The sequence below is a fragment of the Desulfovibrio sp. JY genome (genome assembly GCA_021730285.1).
In the GTDB taxonomy this organism is placed as follows: domain Bacteria; phylum Desulfobacterota; class Desulfovibrionia; order Desulfovibrionales; family Desulfovibrionaceae; genus Solidesulfovibrio.
Genome location: CP082962.1, coordinates 378,129 through 392,756, shown reverse-complemented (window position 1 = coordinate 392,756; position 14,628 = coordinate 378,129). Strand labels below are relative to the sequence as shown.

Here is a 14,628-nt window from a genome sequence, read left to right as displayed (position 1 = left end):
CGGCCGCCTTACCGAAACACCACCGTCTTGTTGCCGAAAACGATGACCCGGTCCTCCAGGTGCCATTTGACCGCCCGGGCCAGCACCGTGCGCTCCAGCTCGCTGCCCGTGGCCTTGAGGTCGGCCACCGAAAACCGGTGCGTCACCCGCGCCGTGTCCTGCTCGATGATCGGCCCGGCGTCCAGCTCGGCCGTGACGTAATGGGCCGTGGCCCCGATCAGCTTGACCCCCCGCTCGTGGGCCTGCCGGTACGGATCGGCCCCGACAAAGGCCGGCAGGAACGAATGGTGGATGTTGATGACCCGGTTTTCGTAGGGCGAAAGAAAATCCGCCGACAGCACCCGCATGTACCGGGCCAGCACGAGCAGGTCCGTCGCGTCGCCGAGGATCTCGGCCATGCGCGCCTCGACCTCTGGCATGCCCCCGTCGCCGACCGGCACGCAGGTAAACGGCACCCCGAAGCCCTCCACGCTTGCGCGCGCGTCCTCGTGGTTGCTGATCACCATCGCCACCTCGCAGGGCAGCTCACCCCGGGCATGCCGCCACAACAGCTCCATCAGGCAGTGGTCCTGGCGCGAAACCAAAATGACCGCGCGCTTGTGCACGTCGGAATACGACAACCGCCAGTCCATGGAAAACGGCGTCCCGACAACCTCGCCGAAGGCCGACTCCAGGGCCGGCCGCGACATATCCATATAAGGGGTGTGAAATTCGAGCCGCATGAAGAACGTCCCCCCCTCGGGGTCCGTCGAATGCTGGTCCAGATCGACAATATTGGCCCCGTGGGCGTGCAGGAAGGTGGTGACGGCCGAAACGATGCCGGGGCGGTCTGGGCAGGTGATGCGCAAACGGGCGTTGTGGGTCATGGTGCGGGGATCCTTTCCGAATATTCTTGGCGGCGGCTGATCGCCGGGGGAAAGGCCATAACCCAGAACGGTTTTTGAGGCCAGCCGGGTTTACCCAAAGATTCTTCGGACAATATTGTCATTTTTCGAAAATTCGTTTACGAAAGGGCATCCCTATCGAGCGCGCCCCTGCTTCGAGGGCGCAACGACCGAAGGGATGCCCAACTTTTGTGAAAAGCTCCCGACGAGGCAGGCCGATGCGCAGTGGCATCCCCAAGGAAATCAAAACGCTCGATCCCGCTGTCCGCGGCGCTGGCCTGGCCGGGGACGGGGCAGTGGGGCATGGGGCGTCGCAGCGGCTTTTCCACCCCCTTAAAATTTCACAAAAATGTGGTTTGATACGAGAAGGGGATTCCCTTCGCCCGAAAGTTCCTGTATTTCGATCGGAACCGAAACTTTATGTGTAAGTTGTTGAAATTGACTGCAAACAGGAGGCGTTCATGAAAAGGTCCTGGCTCATTGCCCTTTTTCTCGTGCTCGTGGCGGCCGCTCCGGTCCGGGCCGCGGACACCATCAAACTCGGGTTCAACATCCCGATGACCGGTGATATCCCGGATGTGGGCGAGTCCTCGAAGAACGCCGCCGAGATGCTCAAAAAGAAGATCAATGATGCCGGCGGGATCACCGTCGGCGGCAAGAAATACCTGGTGGAATTCGTCTACGAGGACAACGAGTCCAAGGCCGAGTCCGCCCTGTCCGCCGCGCGCAAGCTCATCACCCAGGATGACGTCCTCGGCATCGTCGGCCCGCAGTCCAGCAAGCAGGCCGTGCCCGCCGCCGAGGCCTCCAACGACCTCAAGGCCCCGATGATGGCCCCCTGGTCCACCAACCCCAATACCACCAAGGATCGACCCTACGTCTTCCGCGGCTGCTTCCTCGACACCTTCCAGGGCCCCACGGCCGCTAAGTTCGCCACCGAGGAATTCAAGGCCAAGAAGGCCGCCGTGCTCTACGACATCGCCTCCGACTATCCCAAGGGACTGGCCGAGGACTTCAAGACCGCCTTCGAAAAGATCCACGGTCCCGGCTCGGTGGTCGCTTTCGAGACCTTCACCACCAAGGACGTGGACTTCTCGGCCCAGCTGACCAACATCGCCAAGTCCGGCGCGGACGTGCTGTTCGTGCCCCAGTACTACAACGAGGTGCCGCTGATCGTGAAGCAGGCCAAGTCGCTCGGCTTCGAAAAGCCCATCATGGGCAGCGACTCCTGGGGCTCCGGCGACCTGATGGGCCTTTGCGGCGATGACTGCAAGGGCTACTACTTCGTCACCCACTACGCCGCCGCCGGCGCCAAGGGTAAGACCAAGGAATTCATCGACGAGTACACCAAGCTCTACAACAAGACCCCCGACGACGTCGCGGCCCTGACCTGGGACGGCGCCAACCTGATGCTCGACGGCGTCAAGGCCATGCCCGCCATCACCGGCGACATGGCCAAGGACCGCGAGGCCCTCATGAAGGCCATGGCCGGCATCAAGAAGTTCGAAGGCATCACCGGCGACATGTCCTATCCCGCCACCGGCCCCCACGATCCCATCAAGTGCGCCGTGGTGGTCAAGATCGACGACAACGGCAAGTTCGCTTTCTACAAGTCCGTCTGCCCGTAGCATCCGCCCGGCATCCGCCGGTAGTAACGCCTGTCCGGGATGCCCCGCCGCCGGGGCGTCCCGGGCGACCGTCGAAGCATTCAGGCCGGCACGGGCTCGCGCCCGGCCGGGTGGCCGAACGTCGCGCCAAGGGGGTCTCCGTTGCTGCAAAGCCTTCTGCAAAACATCCTTAACGCCCTGCAGTGGGGAAGTTTCTATTCCCTGATCGCGCTTGGCTACTGCCTGGTGTACGGCGTGCTGCTCCTTATCAACTTCGCCCATGGCGACATCTTCATGGTCGGGGCCTACATCGCCTTTTTCGTCTGCACCTTCCTGCTCGGCAAATTCGGCCTTATCCCGGGCCTGCCCGGCTGGCTGGTGATGACCCTGGCCGTGCCGCTGACCATGATCCTGACCGCCGTTGTCGGCGTGACCCTCGAGCGGGTGGCCTACCGGCCGCTACGGCGCAAGGGCGTCAACCGCCTCTACGTGGTCATCACCGCGCTCATGTGCGGCCTGATCCTGGAAAACGGCAACCTGGCCCTGCTCGGCGCCAGCCGCAAAAGCTTTCCCACCCTGATCCCGACCCACGTCTACCACTTTTTCGGGGTCACGGTGACCAACCTGAAGCTCATGGTCATCGGCGTGGCCATCCTGGGCTTCCTGCTCCTGCAGTTCATCGTCTCGCGCACCAAGATCGGCATGGCCATGCGGGCCATTTCCTACGACCGTTTCGCCGTGCCGCTCATGGGCATTCCGGCCGACACGGTCATCGTGTTCACCTTCGTTTTGGGCTCGGCCTTCGCCGGTCTGGCGGGCATCTTCTTCGCCATGACCTATCCGGTGCTCGACCCCTACATGGGGGCGCTGATCGGCTGGAAGGCGTTCATCGCGGCCGTGGTCGGCGGCATCGGCTCCATCGCCGGGGCCTTTGCCGGAGGGTTTCTCCTGGGATTCGTGGAGATCATGGTGGTGGCCTTTTTCCCCTCCACCTTCCGTGACCTCATCGCCTTCTCGATCCTGCTGCTTATTTTGTCCATCCGACCGACCGGCCTGTTCGGCGTGGCCAAGTCGACGAAAATCTAGGACCAGTCGGGGAGTTTCCGCATGAAACGTCTGTCCGTTCCCGCCCTGCTGGCCGTGCTGTTCGCCGTGCTGGTCTGGGCCTCGCAAACAGGAGCCCTCAACATCTATTGGCAGTCCGTGATCATGTTCATGGGCGTCAACATCATCCTTTCCTCGAGCCTCAACATCATAAACGGCAACATGGGCGAGTTTTCCTGCGGCCATGCCGGGTTCATGGCCGTCGGGGCCTACGTGTCCTCGGTGCTGTCCGTGGCGCTTTTCGCCAAGTCGGCCGCTTTCGGGCAGCCGCTTCTGCCGCCGTCGCTGGCTGTGTGGTTTTTTCCGGTGATCCTGCTCGTCGGCGGGCTGGCCGCCTCGGTCGTCGGGCTGCTCGTGGCCATCCCCTCGTTCAAGACCCGGGGCGACTACCTGGCCATCATCACCATCGCCGCCGCCTACATCGTCAAGTCCACCATCGAGAACATCAACATCATCGGCGGGGCCAGAGGCTTCATGGGCATGGGTTCGGTCATGAACGCCATGGAGAATACGGCCAACCTGCCCTGGATGATGGTCTGGGTGTTCGTCGGCACGGTCTTTTCGGTCTGGCTCATCCGCCGCTTCATCTATTCCACCTTCGGCAAGGGCGTGGACGCCATCAGCCAGGACGAGATCGCGGCCGAGATCATGAGCGTGGACACCAACCACATCAAGCTCGTGGCCTTCATGGTGTCGTGCGGCCTGGCCGGGGTCGCGGGCGGCCTGTTCGCCCACATCCTCGGCTACGTGAACCCGGGGTCGTTCACCATCCTCAAGTCCACGGAAATCATGGTCATGGTCTATCTCGGCGGCATGGGTTCGCTGACGGGCTCCGTGCTCTCGGCCATCCTCGTCACGCTGCTCATGGAGGCGCTTCGCCCCTTGCAGATCATCAAATGGGTGGTCATCCCGCTTGTGCTCGTGCTGCTCATGCAGTTTCGGCCCGAGGGCATCATGGGCCGGCGGGAACTGGCGGACGTGTTTCCGGGGCTTCGCAAATTCTACAAGTTCAAGGGGTAGGCCGTGGCGCTTTTGGACGTACAGGATATGACCCAGTACTTCGGCGGGCTGTGCGCCGTGTCGGAGTTTTCCGTGTCCCTGGAGGAAGGGCAGCTGGCGGCGCTTATCGGTCCCAACGGGGCCGGCAAGACCACGGTGTTCAACCTCGTCAGCGGCTTTTACAAACCCACGCGCGGCGAGATCCTCTTCAAGGGCGAATCCATCAAGGGCAAAAAACCCCATGAGGTGACGAGCAGGGGCATCGCCCGCACCTTCCAGAACATCCGGCTGTGGTTCGACATGACGGTGCTCGACAACATCCGCATCGCCCAATACCACGCGCTGGGCTACGGGCTTCTGGACTGTTTTTTGCGCACGCCGCGCTACATGAAGCGCGAACGCGAGATCGAGGATCACGCCATGGATATCCTCACCCGCCTGGGGCTGCGCGATGTGGTGGGGGAGTATCCCAAAAACCTGCCCTACGGCGTGCAGCGCCTGGTGGAGATCGCCCGGGCGCTTTCCATCCGGCCGTCTCTTTTGATGCTCGACGAACCGGCCGCCGGGCTCAACTCCGCCGACGTGGAAGGGCTCATCAAGCTCATCACGGACATCCACAAGGACTTCGGCCTGACCATCTGGATGATCGAACACCAGATGGACGTGGTCATGAGCTTGTGTTCGTGGATCAAGGTCATCGACTTCGGCGCCACCATCGCCGAAGGCACGCCGACCGACATCCAGAACAACCCCGAAGTCATCAAAGCCTACCTGGGAGACGATACAATCTGATGCTGCTCTCCGTTGAAAACCTCCGGGTCAAGTATGGGAACATCGAGGCCCTGCACGGCATCTCCTTCCATGTGAACAAGGGGGAGATCGTGACCCTTATCGGGGCCAACGGCGCGGGCAAGACCACCACGCTGCTCTCCATCATGCGGCTGCCGCCCCCCGAAGCCCCCAAGGTGGTGGAAGGGGACATCAAGTACGCCGGTACGTCCATTCTGGGCATGGAGCCGCACGATGTGGTCCGAAAGCTCCACATGGACCTTTCGCCCGAGGGCCGGCACATCTTCGGCAACCTGACCGTGATGGAAAACCTGGTGCTCGCCACCTATGCCCGCAAGGCCGACCAGGACGCCATCGACCGCGACCTCGAGCGGGTGCTGTCGCTTTTCCCGCGCCTGTCCGAGCGGCGCAAGCAGCGTAGCGAATCGCTCTCCGGCGGCGAGCAGCAGATGCTGGCCGTGGGGCGGGCCATCATGACGGGCTGCGACTTCATTTTGCTCGACGAGCCCAGCATGGGGCTGGCGCCGCTTCTCATGTACGAGATGTTCCGCACGCTCAAAAAACTCAACGAGCAGGGACTCACCATCCTGCTCATCGAGCAAAACGCCAAGGTGGCGCTGTCCTTCGCCCACCGCGGCTACGTGCTGGACACCGGCGAGATCAAGACGTCGGGCACGGCCGAGGAACTGCGGCGCGACCCCGAGGTCAAAAAGGCCTACCTCGGCGGTTAGCCAAGGGGGCACGCGGGAAAAGGAAAAGACGGCGCGACCGGGGAAACCCCTTTGCAAAGGGGTCGCTTATTTGGCGCGCGCCCTTTCCCGAACGTTTTCCTTTTGTGGGCAGGCGACTGCCCTTGGGGAAAAGAGGTTTCGGAGAGACAGGCCCGCCAGCCGGTTTTTCCCAACGTATTTTAGGAAACTGGCCCCGAAAAAGCCCGGTCCGACAGTTGTCGGGCCGGGCTTTTTCGCAATTCATGAGTACGTTTCGTAAATAGTTAAAAACAGTTTGACGCAGATGTCGCCCTAAAATATTTAATTGCAAATAAGCGGTGGGGGCAGGTCGGTGTGATGCGGTCGCCTGGATCGAAAGGCGATGCGTCCCCGCCGATGGCTATGCGGCCCCCTTGTGTGTGGCGACCCGTGTCGGACTTTTGGAAAAAGGAGCGTCGATAGAGCAAAAGGAGGACAGCATGCAGTACAGGGACATCCGGGATCGGTTGAAAACGGGCGATATTTTACTTTTTTCGGGTAAAAGCAGAATTTCCGAAGGGATCAAGTTTTTTTCCAAGAGCAAGTGGTCTCATGTCGGTATGGTCTACCGGTTTTACAGCCCGCTTGATCCGCAGGGTTCGATCTTTTGTTGGGAATCGACCACGCTGTGCGATGTCAAAGATGCCGATACGGGCAAGCTCACCAAGGGCGTGCAGCGTGTGGAACTCTCCGAGCGCCTGGAACGCTGCTTTGCCAATGGGTACGAGATTGTCGTGCGTCCTTTGACGAACCCCCTCGACGACGCCATGGTGACGGCCCTCAATGCCTTCCGGCACGAGGTGAGCGGCCGGCCCTACGAAAAGCACCTCATCGAATTGATCAAATCCCTGTACGAGGGGTTTTTCGGGGAAAACAAGGAAGACCTGAGTTCCCTTTTCTGCAGCGAGCTTGTCGCCGAGGGCTATCAGCGCATGGGGTTGTTGCCTGAAGCGCCTGGCTCCAACGAGTATACGCCCAAGGACTTTTCCAGCGAAAAGAACCTGTGCCTGGAGCGTGGCTACGGACTCGAATACGAGATCGAAATCGACAGCCTCTAGGGAGCTGAGGCGCCAAGAGAAGCACCGGGGAAGGACCCTGCTTGCCGCAAGGTCTTTCCCCTTTCGCGCGGGTTCCTTCCCGAAATCTTCGAAACAAGCCCTGGCTCGCACTTTGCTTGTAACCGTTTGACGCCGCCGGCGTCGGAAGCCCTTTCCTTTTTCAGGCACGGCTTTTGCCATTCCCTGTCGGGGAGCGATGCACCCGGCAAAAAATTCCGCCCCCCGGAGGTATGGCATGAGCGTCCAGTCCATTGGGCAATCATCCGGCAACAATTGGCTCCAGCAGTTGCTTGCCAGCTACGGGCAGACCCGTTCCAGCCAGTCGTCCATCCTGAGTCTCCTGTCGCAGGGAAGCGACGCCACCGACGGCACGTCGGCAACTTCTTCCGACGCCTCCGCGTCCACGACCAGCTCCGTCGGAAGCTTCAACGACATCCTTACCGCGCTTCTCAACGGCAACGGATTGTCCTATGATATGGAAACCGGTTCCCTTACCGCGTCCGGCCAGGACGAGGCGTCGGGGGAAGCCGGCATGCCGCCATCCCCCTCCATGCAAGGGGCTGACAAGCCCGAACTGACCCGCAGCGCGACCGAAACCAAAAATGACGACGGCAGCACCACGCGCAACGTCACCATGACCAATGCCGAAGGCAAGGTGGTCGGCACTGAAAAGACGACCGAAAACGCCGACGGCACATTCAACACGGTCATGACCATGACCGACCCGGGGGGCAACACGTCCACCCGGACCCTCACCGGCGAGAACACGGACAACGGCTTCAAGGTCACGGACATCCTCACCAATGGCGATGGCAACGTCCTGGAACGCCGCACCCACCTCGCCGCCGCCGACGGCAGCGTCACCAGCTCCGTCACCCGAAACGGGCCGGACGGCGGTTCCGTGACCGAAAGCGAAAACTACGACGCCGACGGCAACCTGCTGTCCTCCACGACCTCGACCACGTCGCCGGCCAAGACCGTCGCCTCGGCCGAGACCGCGTCGAGCTCCGAAGGCGCGTCGAGCACCAAAAGCGACTCGAGCTCCGAAAACGCGTCAGGCGGTTCCGCGGCCTCCGGTACGTCGTCCTCCGGCGGCGACAAGGGCGGCACCACGACCACGGTGACCACGACGTTCACTTCCGAGAGCATGCAGGAGACCATTACGGTCACGGACGCCGATGGCAAAATTGTAAGCCAAAAGACCAAGGACATCCCCTTTTCGAACTCGGCCAAGGGCAGCAGCTACGGCTCGAATAAGCCCGATGCGGAAAGCCTGGCCGACATCACCGGCCAATACCTCCAGCGCTATGGCGCAAGCCGCTACGGTTCCGGGCAATCGCAGGCGGGTTCCGATTCAGGAAGCGGGAGCCTGTCCGTGGAAGCCTAGGGCCGAAGCGGTCCATCGGGGGAAGGGCGCTTCTCCCGGGCAGACAAAAGGGCGACCTGGCGGTCGCCCTTTTGCGTTTGAACAGGGAGGAAAGCGGGAAGGAGACGGCGGGGGAAGGCCGGTCTGCGAAGAGGGGGCTTGGCAGCGCCGTCCTAAAATTTGTTTTTGGCCCGGGTCAGGGCCGCCTTGAGGTCGGAAAGCGCGGACTCGAACCCCTCGCGCAATTCGGCCAGGGCGTCGCCGCCGCCTTTGCGCAAAAGCGTCAGCTTGTAGCGGGCCTTGTCGTAGGTATCGAGCATGTGCTCGAGCTCCCCGGTCCAGCGGTCGAAATAATCCGGCCCCTTGCCCCGGGCTTCCTGGCGCGCCTCCTCGATTTTGTCCTTGTACTTGGCCAGCTGTTCTTCCAGGTCCACCCCGAAGGGTTTTTTTGTCTCCACGTCGTCCTCCTCAGGCTGCGAGTGAGGCCTGAAAGATACCGGAAGGGCGCAAAGAGAGCAAGATTTTCAGGCGGCTGTAACATCTCTTGCCGGGCTGACGACCGTCTGCTATGAAGCGGTCGGGTAGAAAGTCCGGGCGAGAAACCCTTCCCGAAGAGGGAAAAAGGTCCCGACCCCTTTCCAAGTTCCCAAGGCGACTTATGACTTACTCCAGACGGACCATGCGAGGCGAACCGCTTGTGAAGGCACCCGGGGGACGCGCATGGAGGGTTTCGCCAACGGGAAGAAACGCTTAAAGAGTATTTGTTCAAGGAGGAAGGCCATGAACGCGCGACTGCAAAAGATACTGGTGCTTTTTATGGCCGCCATGCTCGGTCTGGCGGTGCTGCCGGCCCGGTCCTTCGCCATCGGCGAAGCGGGGACGTTTTATGTGACGCCTGAATTCGGCGTCTACGGAACGAGTCAGAAGCAGGTGAACTCGATTATTACCTTCGGCGCCAGCGGCGGGTATTTCATCATGGACGGCCTGTCGATCGGCGCTGAGGCCCTGGCCTATTCGTTCGACCAGAAGAAGGAAGGCACGAATTACCGCGGCTACGAGAAGAATCCCTGGGCTTTTGGCGCCAACGCCCTGGTGCGCTTCTACCCGGTGCACACGGACAAGGCGGCCTTTTTCATCGGAACCGGTATCGGCGGCCTGTTCTCCAACGACCGCATCCCCTATTACCGCAACGGTGGTCAAGGCCAGTACAGCAACCCGACCCTGCCTGTGGACGTGGGCTTCTCCGTGGCCATGACCCAGAATGTGGCCTTCGAGCTGGTTGGACGCTACCAGCGCATCGGCTTCGACGATCACGGCCTGGACGCCTGGGGCGGTCATGCCGGAATCCGCATCACATTCTAGGCTGACAAACGTCGCCAACTAGGGTAACAAGGCAGGCCCTCCCGCCCACCATCGGGCGAGAGGGCCTGTTTTTTTCATGGTGAGTCCCATCGCCGCTTGACACGGGTTGGTGATGGGTCTATATGCCTCTGTCTTTGCCATACACTACGATTTTTTTGAACGGAGACGGCTATGCCCACGATCAACCAGCTTATTCGCAAGGCGCGGGCCCAGGTGACCAAGCGTCGCAAGACGCCCGCCCTGCAAGCCTGCCCGCAGCGACGGGGAGTGTGCACCCGTGTGTACACCACCACGCCGAAAAAGCCGAACTCGGCTTTGCGCAAGGTCGCCCGTGTGCGCCTGACCAACGGCATCGAGGTGACCTCTTACATTCCGGGCGAGGGCCACAACCTGCAGGAACACTCTGTGGTGATGATCCGGGGCGGCCGCGTCAAAGACCTTCCCGGCGTCCGGTATCATATTATTCGTGGCACGCTCGACACAGCCGGCGTTGCCGATCGTCGCCAGGGCCGTTCCAAGTACGGCGCCAAGCGGCCCAAGTAAGTTAAGGAGAGACGCGTATGCCGCGTAAAGGTCCGGTTTCCAAGCGTTCGGTGCTGCCCGATCCCAAGTTCGGCAGTCACCTGGTGACCAAGTTCATCAACCGTCTGATGTACGACGGAAAGAGGGGCGTGGCCGAGGGACTTTTCTATCAGGCCGTGGACGTGCTGGCCGAGAAGTCCGGTGAAGACCCGCTCAAGGCTTTCGAGAAGGCCGTGGCCAACGTCAAGCCCCACATGGAAGTCAAACCCCGCCGGGTCGGTGGTGCCACCTATCAGGTGCCCATGGAAGTCCGGCCCGAGCGACAGCTCACCCTGGCCCTGCGCTGGCTGGTGGGCAACGCCCGGTCCCGGGGCGAGAAGGGCATGGCGGAGAAGTTGTCCGGCGAGCTGCTGGATGCCTATCATAATCGCGGCGGAGCCGTGAAAAAGAAAGAGGATACGCACCGCATGGCCGACGCTAACAAGGCGTTTGCCCATTACCGGTGGTAGTCGCACAAGGATAGCGTCGTGTCTAAGACTGTACCCATTGAGCGGCAACGCAATATCGGCATCATGGCCCACATCGATGCCGGAAAGACGACCACCACCGAACGTATTCTCTATTACACCGGGGTGTCGCACAAGATTGGCGAAGTCCATGATGGCCAGGCCACCATGGACTGGATGGTCCAAGAGCAGGAGCGCGGCATTACGATCACTTCCGCCGCCACCACTTGCTACTGGCGCGATCATCGCATCAACATCATCGACACGCCCGGCCACGTGGATTTTACCATCGAGGTGGAGCGGTCCTTGCGTGTCCTCGACGGGGCGGTCGCCGTGTTCGATGCCGTTTCCGGCGTCGAACCCCAGTCCGAAACGGTCTGGCGGCAGGCTGAGCGCTACCGCGTGCCCCGCATGAGCTTTGTCAACAAGATGGACCGCGTCGGCGCCGACTTCTTCCGTTGCGTCGACATGATCCGCGACCGCCTGGGCGCCAAGCCCGTGCCCCTGCAAATCCCCATCGGCTCCGAAGAGAATTTCCAGGGCGTGGTGGATATGATCCAGGGCAAGGCCGTCTATTTCGACACCGAGTCCCTCGGCAAGGAGTATGTCTACAAGGACATCCCGGCCGAGTTGATGGAGCGCTACGAAGAGCTGCATCAGCACATGGTCGAGTCCATCGCCGAAGAGGACGAGGTCCTCATGGAGAAGTATCTTGGCGGCGAGGAGCTCACCCCCGAGGACCTGATCGCCGGCATCCGCAAGGCCACCATCAAGCTGGCCATCTGTCCTGTGCTGTGCGGCTCGGCGTTCAAGAACAAGGGCGTGCAGCCCCTGCTCGACGCGGTGGTCGACTTCCTGCCTTCGCCCCTCGATATCCCGCCCATGCAGGGCCACGATCCGGACAACGAGGAAAAGCTCATCGAGTGCCCGTGCGACGTGGACGCGCCTCTTGCCGCTTTGGCCTTCAAGCTCATGAGCGACCCGTTCATCGGCCACCTGACGTTTCTGCGCCTCTACTCCGGTCGTATCGAGACCGGCATGACGGTCCTTAACGCCAACACCGGCAAGAAGGAACGCATCGGCCGTCTGCTCAAGATGCACGCCAACAAGCGTGAGGAGATCAAGTCCGCCGACGCCGGCGACATCGTGGCCGCCGTGGGCATGAAGATCACCTCCACCGGCGACACGCTGTGCGCGGAAAACCGCCCCGTGGCCCTGGAATCGCTGAGCATCCCCGAGCCCGTCATCGAGGTCGCCATCGAGCCCAAGACCAAGGCCGACCGCGACACGCTGTCCCAGGCGCTCGGCAAGCTGGCCAAGGAGGATCCGTCCTTCCGCGTCAAGTCCGACGAGGAGTCGGGCCAGACGCTCATCGCCGGCATGGGTGAGCTGCACCTGGAGATCATCGTCGACCGCCTCATGCGCGAATTCGGCGTCAACGCCAACGTCGGCGCGCCCCAGGTCGCCTACCGTGAGACCATCACCAAGGCGATCAAGAACGATCTGCGCTACGTCAAGCAGACCGGTGGCCGCGGCCAGTACGGCCATGTGGTGCTGGAAATCGAGCCCAAGGAAGACGGCGGCTACGAGTTCGTCAACAAGATCGTGGGCGGCGTCATTCCCAAGGAATATGTTCCGGCTGTTGACAAAGGCATCCAGAATGCCATGAAAGGCGGCGTGATCGCCGGCTTCCCCCTGGTGGACGTCCGGGCCAAGCTGGTCTTTGGCTCCTACCACGAAGTCGACTCCTCGGAGCAGGCGTTTTTCATCTGCGCCTCCCAGTGCTTCAAGGAGGCTGTGCAGAAAGCCTCCCCCGTGCTGCTCGAGCCGATCATGGCCGTGGAAGTGGTTACTCCGGAAGAATATATGGGCGACGTCATGGGCGACTTGAACGGCCGTCGTGGCCGCATCGCCAAGATGGACTCCCGGGCCGGCTCTCAGATCATCACCGCCCACGTGCCCCTGTCGTCCATGTTCGGGTACGCCACGGACCTGCGCTCCAAGTCGCAGGGACGGGCCACCTTCAGCATGCAGTTCGACCACTACGAGAAGGTCCCGGCCGCTTTGGCCGAGGAAATAATGAAGAAGAAATAACGCCCGTGACGAGACGGGCGAGGTGGAACATTAACGATCCGCAAGCGCGGATGTTCAGGGGGACGACATGGGCAAGGCGAAATTCGAGCGGAAAAAGCCGCACGTAAACATCGGTACCATCGGGCACATCGACCACGGCAAGACCACGCTGACGGCCGCCATCACGCGTCTGGCCAGCCTCAAGGGCTTTGGCGAATACGTTCCTTTCGATCAGATCGACAAGGCCCCCGAGGAAAAGGAACGCGGCATCACCATTGCCACGGCCCACGTCGAGTACGAGACCGAAAAGCGGCATTACGCTCACGTCGACTGCCCCGGTCACGCCGACTACATCAAGAACATGATCACCGGCGCGGCCCAGATGGACGGCGGCATCCTGGTGGTGGCCGCAACCGACGGCCCCATGCCCCAGACCCGTGAGCACATCCTGCTCGCCCGTCAGGTCGGCGTGCCCCAGCTCGTCGTCTTCATGAACAAGGTCGACCTGGTCGACGACCCCGAACTGCTCGAACTCGTCGAGCTCGAAGTGCGCGAGCTGCTCACCAAGTACGGTTTCCCGGGCGACGACATCCCGATCATCAAGGGTTCGGCCCTGAAGGCCCTTGAGGCCGAAGGCCCGGACAGCCCGGACGCCAAGCCGATCTTCGAGCTGCTTGACGCCTGCGACACCTACATTCCCGAGCCCAAGCGCGACATTGACAAGCCGTACCTCATGCCCATCGAGGACGTGTTCTCCATCTCCGGTCGCGGCACCGTCGTCACCGGTCGTGTCGAGCGCGGCATCATCACCGTGGGCGACGAAGTGGCGATCGTCGGCATCAAGGACACGGTCAAGACCACCTGCACCGGCGTCGAAATGTTTCGTAAGATCCTCGACCAGGGCCAGGCCGGCGACAACGTCGGCGTGCTGCTGCGCGGTGTCAAACGCGACGATGTCGTGCGCGGCCAGGTTCTGGCCAAGCCCGGCACCATCACCCCGCACCGCAAGTTCAAGGGCGAGGTCTACGTTCTCAACAAGGAAGAGGGCGGCCGCCACACCCCGTTTTTCACTGGCTACCGTCCCCAGTTCTATTTCCGCACGACCGACATCACGGGCGTCGTGACCCTGGCCGAGGGCGTCGAAATGGTGATGCCCGGCGACAACGCCACGTTCAACGTGGAGCTGATCGCCCCCATCGCCATGGAGAAGGGCCTGCGCTTCGCCATTCGCGAAGGCGGCCGGACCGTCGGTGCTGGCGTCGTGTCGGAAATCGTGGAGTAAATATCATGGTTTCCATGCAAAACGATCGCATTCGCATTAAGCTTAAGGCCTACGACTACCGCATCCTGGACAAAGCGGTGGCCGAGATCGTGGATACCGCGCGCAATACCGGCGCCGGCGTTGCCGGGCCGATCCCGCTGCCCACGGATATCAACAAGGTCACGGTCAACCGCTCCGTGCACGTGGACAAGAAGTCCCGCGAGCAGTTCGAGATGCGGGTTCACAAACGTCTTTTGGACATTATGGAGCCCACGCAGCAGACGGTGGACGCGCTTGGCAAGCTGAGCCTGCCCGCCGGTGTTGACGTGGAAATCAAGCTCTAAGGGA

General features: G+C 61.7%; 15 protein-coding genes. 13 read left to right on the top strand and 2 right to left on the bottom strand.

The features are described from left to right. Nucleotides 1–8 precede the first annotated feature (8 nt). A complete protein-coding gene (gene purU, locus K9F62_01740; protein ID UJX41448.1) occupies nucleotides 9–866 on the bottom strand; it encodes a formyltetrahydrofolate deformylase in 858 nt (285 codons plus the stop codon). Nucleotides 867–1,345: 479 nt separating this feature from the next. Here purU and K9F62_01735 point away from each other — a divergent pair, with 479 nt between their 5' ends. From K9F62_01735 to K9F62_01705, 7 genes are all read left to right on the top strand, one after another. Beyond that, nucleotides 1,346–2,512 carry an ABC transporter substrate-binding protein gene (locus K9F62_01735; GenBank protein UJX41447.1) on the top strand — a complete coding sequence of 389 codons (1,167 nt, stop codon included), beginning with the start codon at nucleotides 1,346–1,348 and terminating at the stop codon, nucleotides 2,510–2,512. Nucleotides 2,513–2,653: 141 nt separating this feature from the next. Further along, nucleotides 2,654–3,577, top strand: a complete 924-nt coding sequence (locus tag K9F62_01730; GenBank protein UJX41446.1) for a branched-chain amino acid ABC transporter permease — start codon at nucleotides 2,654–2,656, stop codon at nucleotides 3,575–3,577. 21 nt (nucleotides 3,578–3,598) lie between these two features. Further along, nucleotides 3,599–4,615, top strand: coding sequence for a branched-chain amino acid ABC transporter permease (locus tag K9F62_01725; GenBank protein ID UJX41445.1), 1,017 nt, complete (start codon nucleotides 3,599–3,601; stop codon nucleotides 4,613–4,615). 3 nt (nucleotides 4,616–4,618) lie between these two features. After that, on the top strand, nucleotides 4,619–5,386 hold the full coding sequence (locus tag K9F62_01720; protein UJX41444.1) for an ABC transporter ATP-binding protein: 768 nt from the start codon (nucleotides 4,619–4,621) through the stop codon (nucleotides 5,384–5,386). Beyond that, nucleotides 5,386–6,114, top strand: a complete 729-nt coding sequence (locus tag K9F62_01715; protein UJX41443.1) for an ABC transporter ATP-binding protein — start codon at nucleotides 5,386–5,388, stop codon at nucleotides 6,112–6,114. The genes K9F62_01720 and K9F62_01715 overlap by 1 nt, the downstream gene beginning before the upstream one ends. A gap of 458 nt (nucleotides 6,115–6,572) precedes the next feature. Then, complete coding sequence (locus K9F62_01710) at nucleotides 6,573–7,190, top strand: hypothetical protein (GenBank protein ID UJX41442.1); 618 nt, start codon at nucleotides 6,573–6,575, stop codon at nucleotides 7,188–7,190. 235 nt (nucleotides 7,191–7,425) lie between these two features. Beyond that, complete coding sequence (locus tag K9F62_01705) at nucleotides 7,426–8,577, top strand: hypothetical protein (protein ID UJX41441.1); 1,152 nt, start codon at nucleotides 7,426–7,428, stop codon at nucleotides 8,575–8,577. Between the two features lie 152 nt (nucleotides 8,578–8,729). Here K9F62_01705 and K9F62_01700 read toward each other — a convergent pair whose 3' ends face one another. Further along, on the bottom strand, nucleotides 8,730–9,014 hold the full coding sequence (locus K9F62_01700) for a hypothetical protein (protein UJX41440.1): 285 nt from the start codon (nucleotides 9,012–9,014) through the stop codon (nucleotides 8,730–8,732). A 322-nt stretch (nucleotides 9,015–9,336) separates the two neighbouring features. Here K9F62_01700 and K9F62_01695 point away from each other — a divergent pair, with 322 nt between their 5' ends. The 6 genes from K9F62_01695 to rpsJ all read left to right on the top strand — a co-directional run bounded on the left by K9F62_01695 (nucleotide 9,337) and on the right by rpsJ (nucleotide 14,624). Continuing rightward, nucleotides 9,337–9,918 carry a porin family protein gene (locus tag K9F62_01695; GenBank protein UJX41439.1) on the top strand — a complete coding sequence of 194 codons (582 nt, stop codon included), beginning with the start codon at nucleotides 9,337–9,339 and terminating at the stop codon, nucleotides 9,916–9,918. Between the two features lie 171 nt (nucleotides 9,919–10,089). After that, the gene (gene rpsL, locus K9F62_01690) at nucleotides 10,090–10,461 is read left to right on the top strand and encodes a 30S ribosomal protein S12 (GenBank protein UJX41438.1); all 372 of its coding nucleotides are present in this window, start codon (nucleotides 10,090–10,092) and stop codon (nucleotides 10,459–10,461) included. 17 nt (nucleotides 10,462–10,478) lie between these two features. Continuing rightward, complete coding sequence (rpsG, locus tag K9F62_01685; protein ID UJX41437.1) at nucleotides 10,479–10,949, top strand: 30S ribosomal protein S7; 471 nt, start codon at nucleotides 10,479–10,481, stop codon at nucleotides 10,947–10,949. Nucleotides 10,950–10,967: 18 nt separating this feature from the next. Further along, nucleotides 10,968–13,040, top strand: a complete 2,073-nt coding sequence (gene fusA / locus K9F62_01680; protein UJX41436.1) for an elongation factor G — start codon at nucleotides 10,968–10,970, stop codon at nucleotides 13,038–13,040. A gap of 67 nt (nucleotides 13,041–13,107) precedes the next feature. Next, nucleotides 13,108–14,301 carry an elongation factor Tu gene (gene tuf, locus K9F62_01675; protein UJX41435.1) on the top strand — a complete coding sequence of 398 codons (1,194 nt, stop codon included), beginning with the start codon at nucleotides 13,108–13,110 and terminating at the stop codon, nucleotides 14,299–14,301. Nucleotides 14,302–14,306: 5 nt separating this feature from the next. Next, nucleotides 14,307–14,624 (top strand): 30S ribosomal protein S10, encoded by a 318-nt coding sequence (gene rpsJ / locus K9F62_01670; protein UJX41434.1) that lies wholly within the window; start codon nucleotides 14,307–14,309, stop codon nucleotides 14,622–14,624. The last annotated feature ends 4 nt before the right edge of the window (nucleotides 14,625–14,628 follow it).

Excerpts from the sequence above, each read along its gene's own strand:
- purU (UJX41448.1), bottom strand. The coding sequence starts at position 866 with ATGACCCACAACGCCCGTTTGCGCATCACCTGCCCAGACCGCCCCGGC.
- K9F62_01735 (UJX41447.1), top strand. The coding sequence starts at position 1,346 with ATGAAAAGGTCCTGGCTCATTGCCCTTTTTCTCGTGCTCGTGGCGGCC.
- K9F62_01725 (UJX41445.1), top strand. The coding sequence starts at position 3,599 with ATGAAACGTCTGTCCGTTCCCGCCCTGCTGGCCGTGCTGTTCGCCGTG.
- K9F62_01715 (UJX41443.1), top strand. The coding sequence starts at position 5,386 with ATGCTGCTCTCCGTTGAAAACCTCCGGGTCAAGTATGGGAACATCGAG.
- K9F62_01710 (UJX41442.1), top strand. The coding sequence starts at position 6,573 with ATGCAGTACAGGGACATCCGGGATCGGTTGAAAACGGGCGATATTTTA.
- K9F62_01705 (UJX41441.1), top strand. The coding sequence starts at position 7,426 with ATGAGCGTCCAGTCCATTGGGCAATCATCCGGCAACAATTGGCTCCAG.
- K9F62_01695 (UJX41439.1), top strand. The coding sequence starts at position 9,337 with ATGAACGCGCGACTGCAAAAGATACTGGTGCTTTTTATGGCCGCCATG.
- rpsL (UJX41438.1), top strand. The coding sequence starts at position 10,090 with ATGCCCACGATCAACCAGCTTATTCGCAAGGCGCGGGCCCAGGTGACC.
- rpsG (UJX41437.1), top strand. The coding sequence starts at position 10,479 with ATGCCGCGTAAAGGTCCGGTTTCCAAGCGTTCGGTGCTGCCCGATCCC.
- tuf (UJX41435.1), top strand. The coding sequence starts at position 13,108 with ATGGGCAAGGCGAAATTCGAGCGGAAAAAGCCGCACGTAAACATCGGT.
- rpsJ (UJX41434.1), top strand. The coding sequence starts at position 14,307 with ATGGTTTCCATGCAAAACGATCGCATTCGCATTAAGCTTAAGGCCTAC.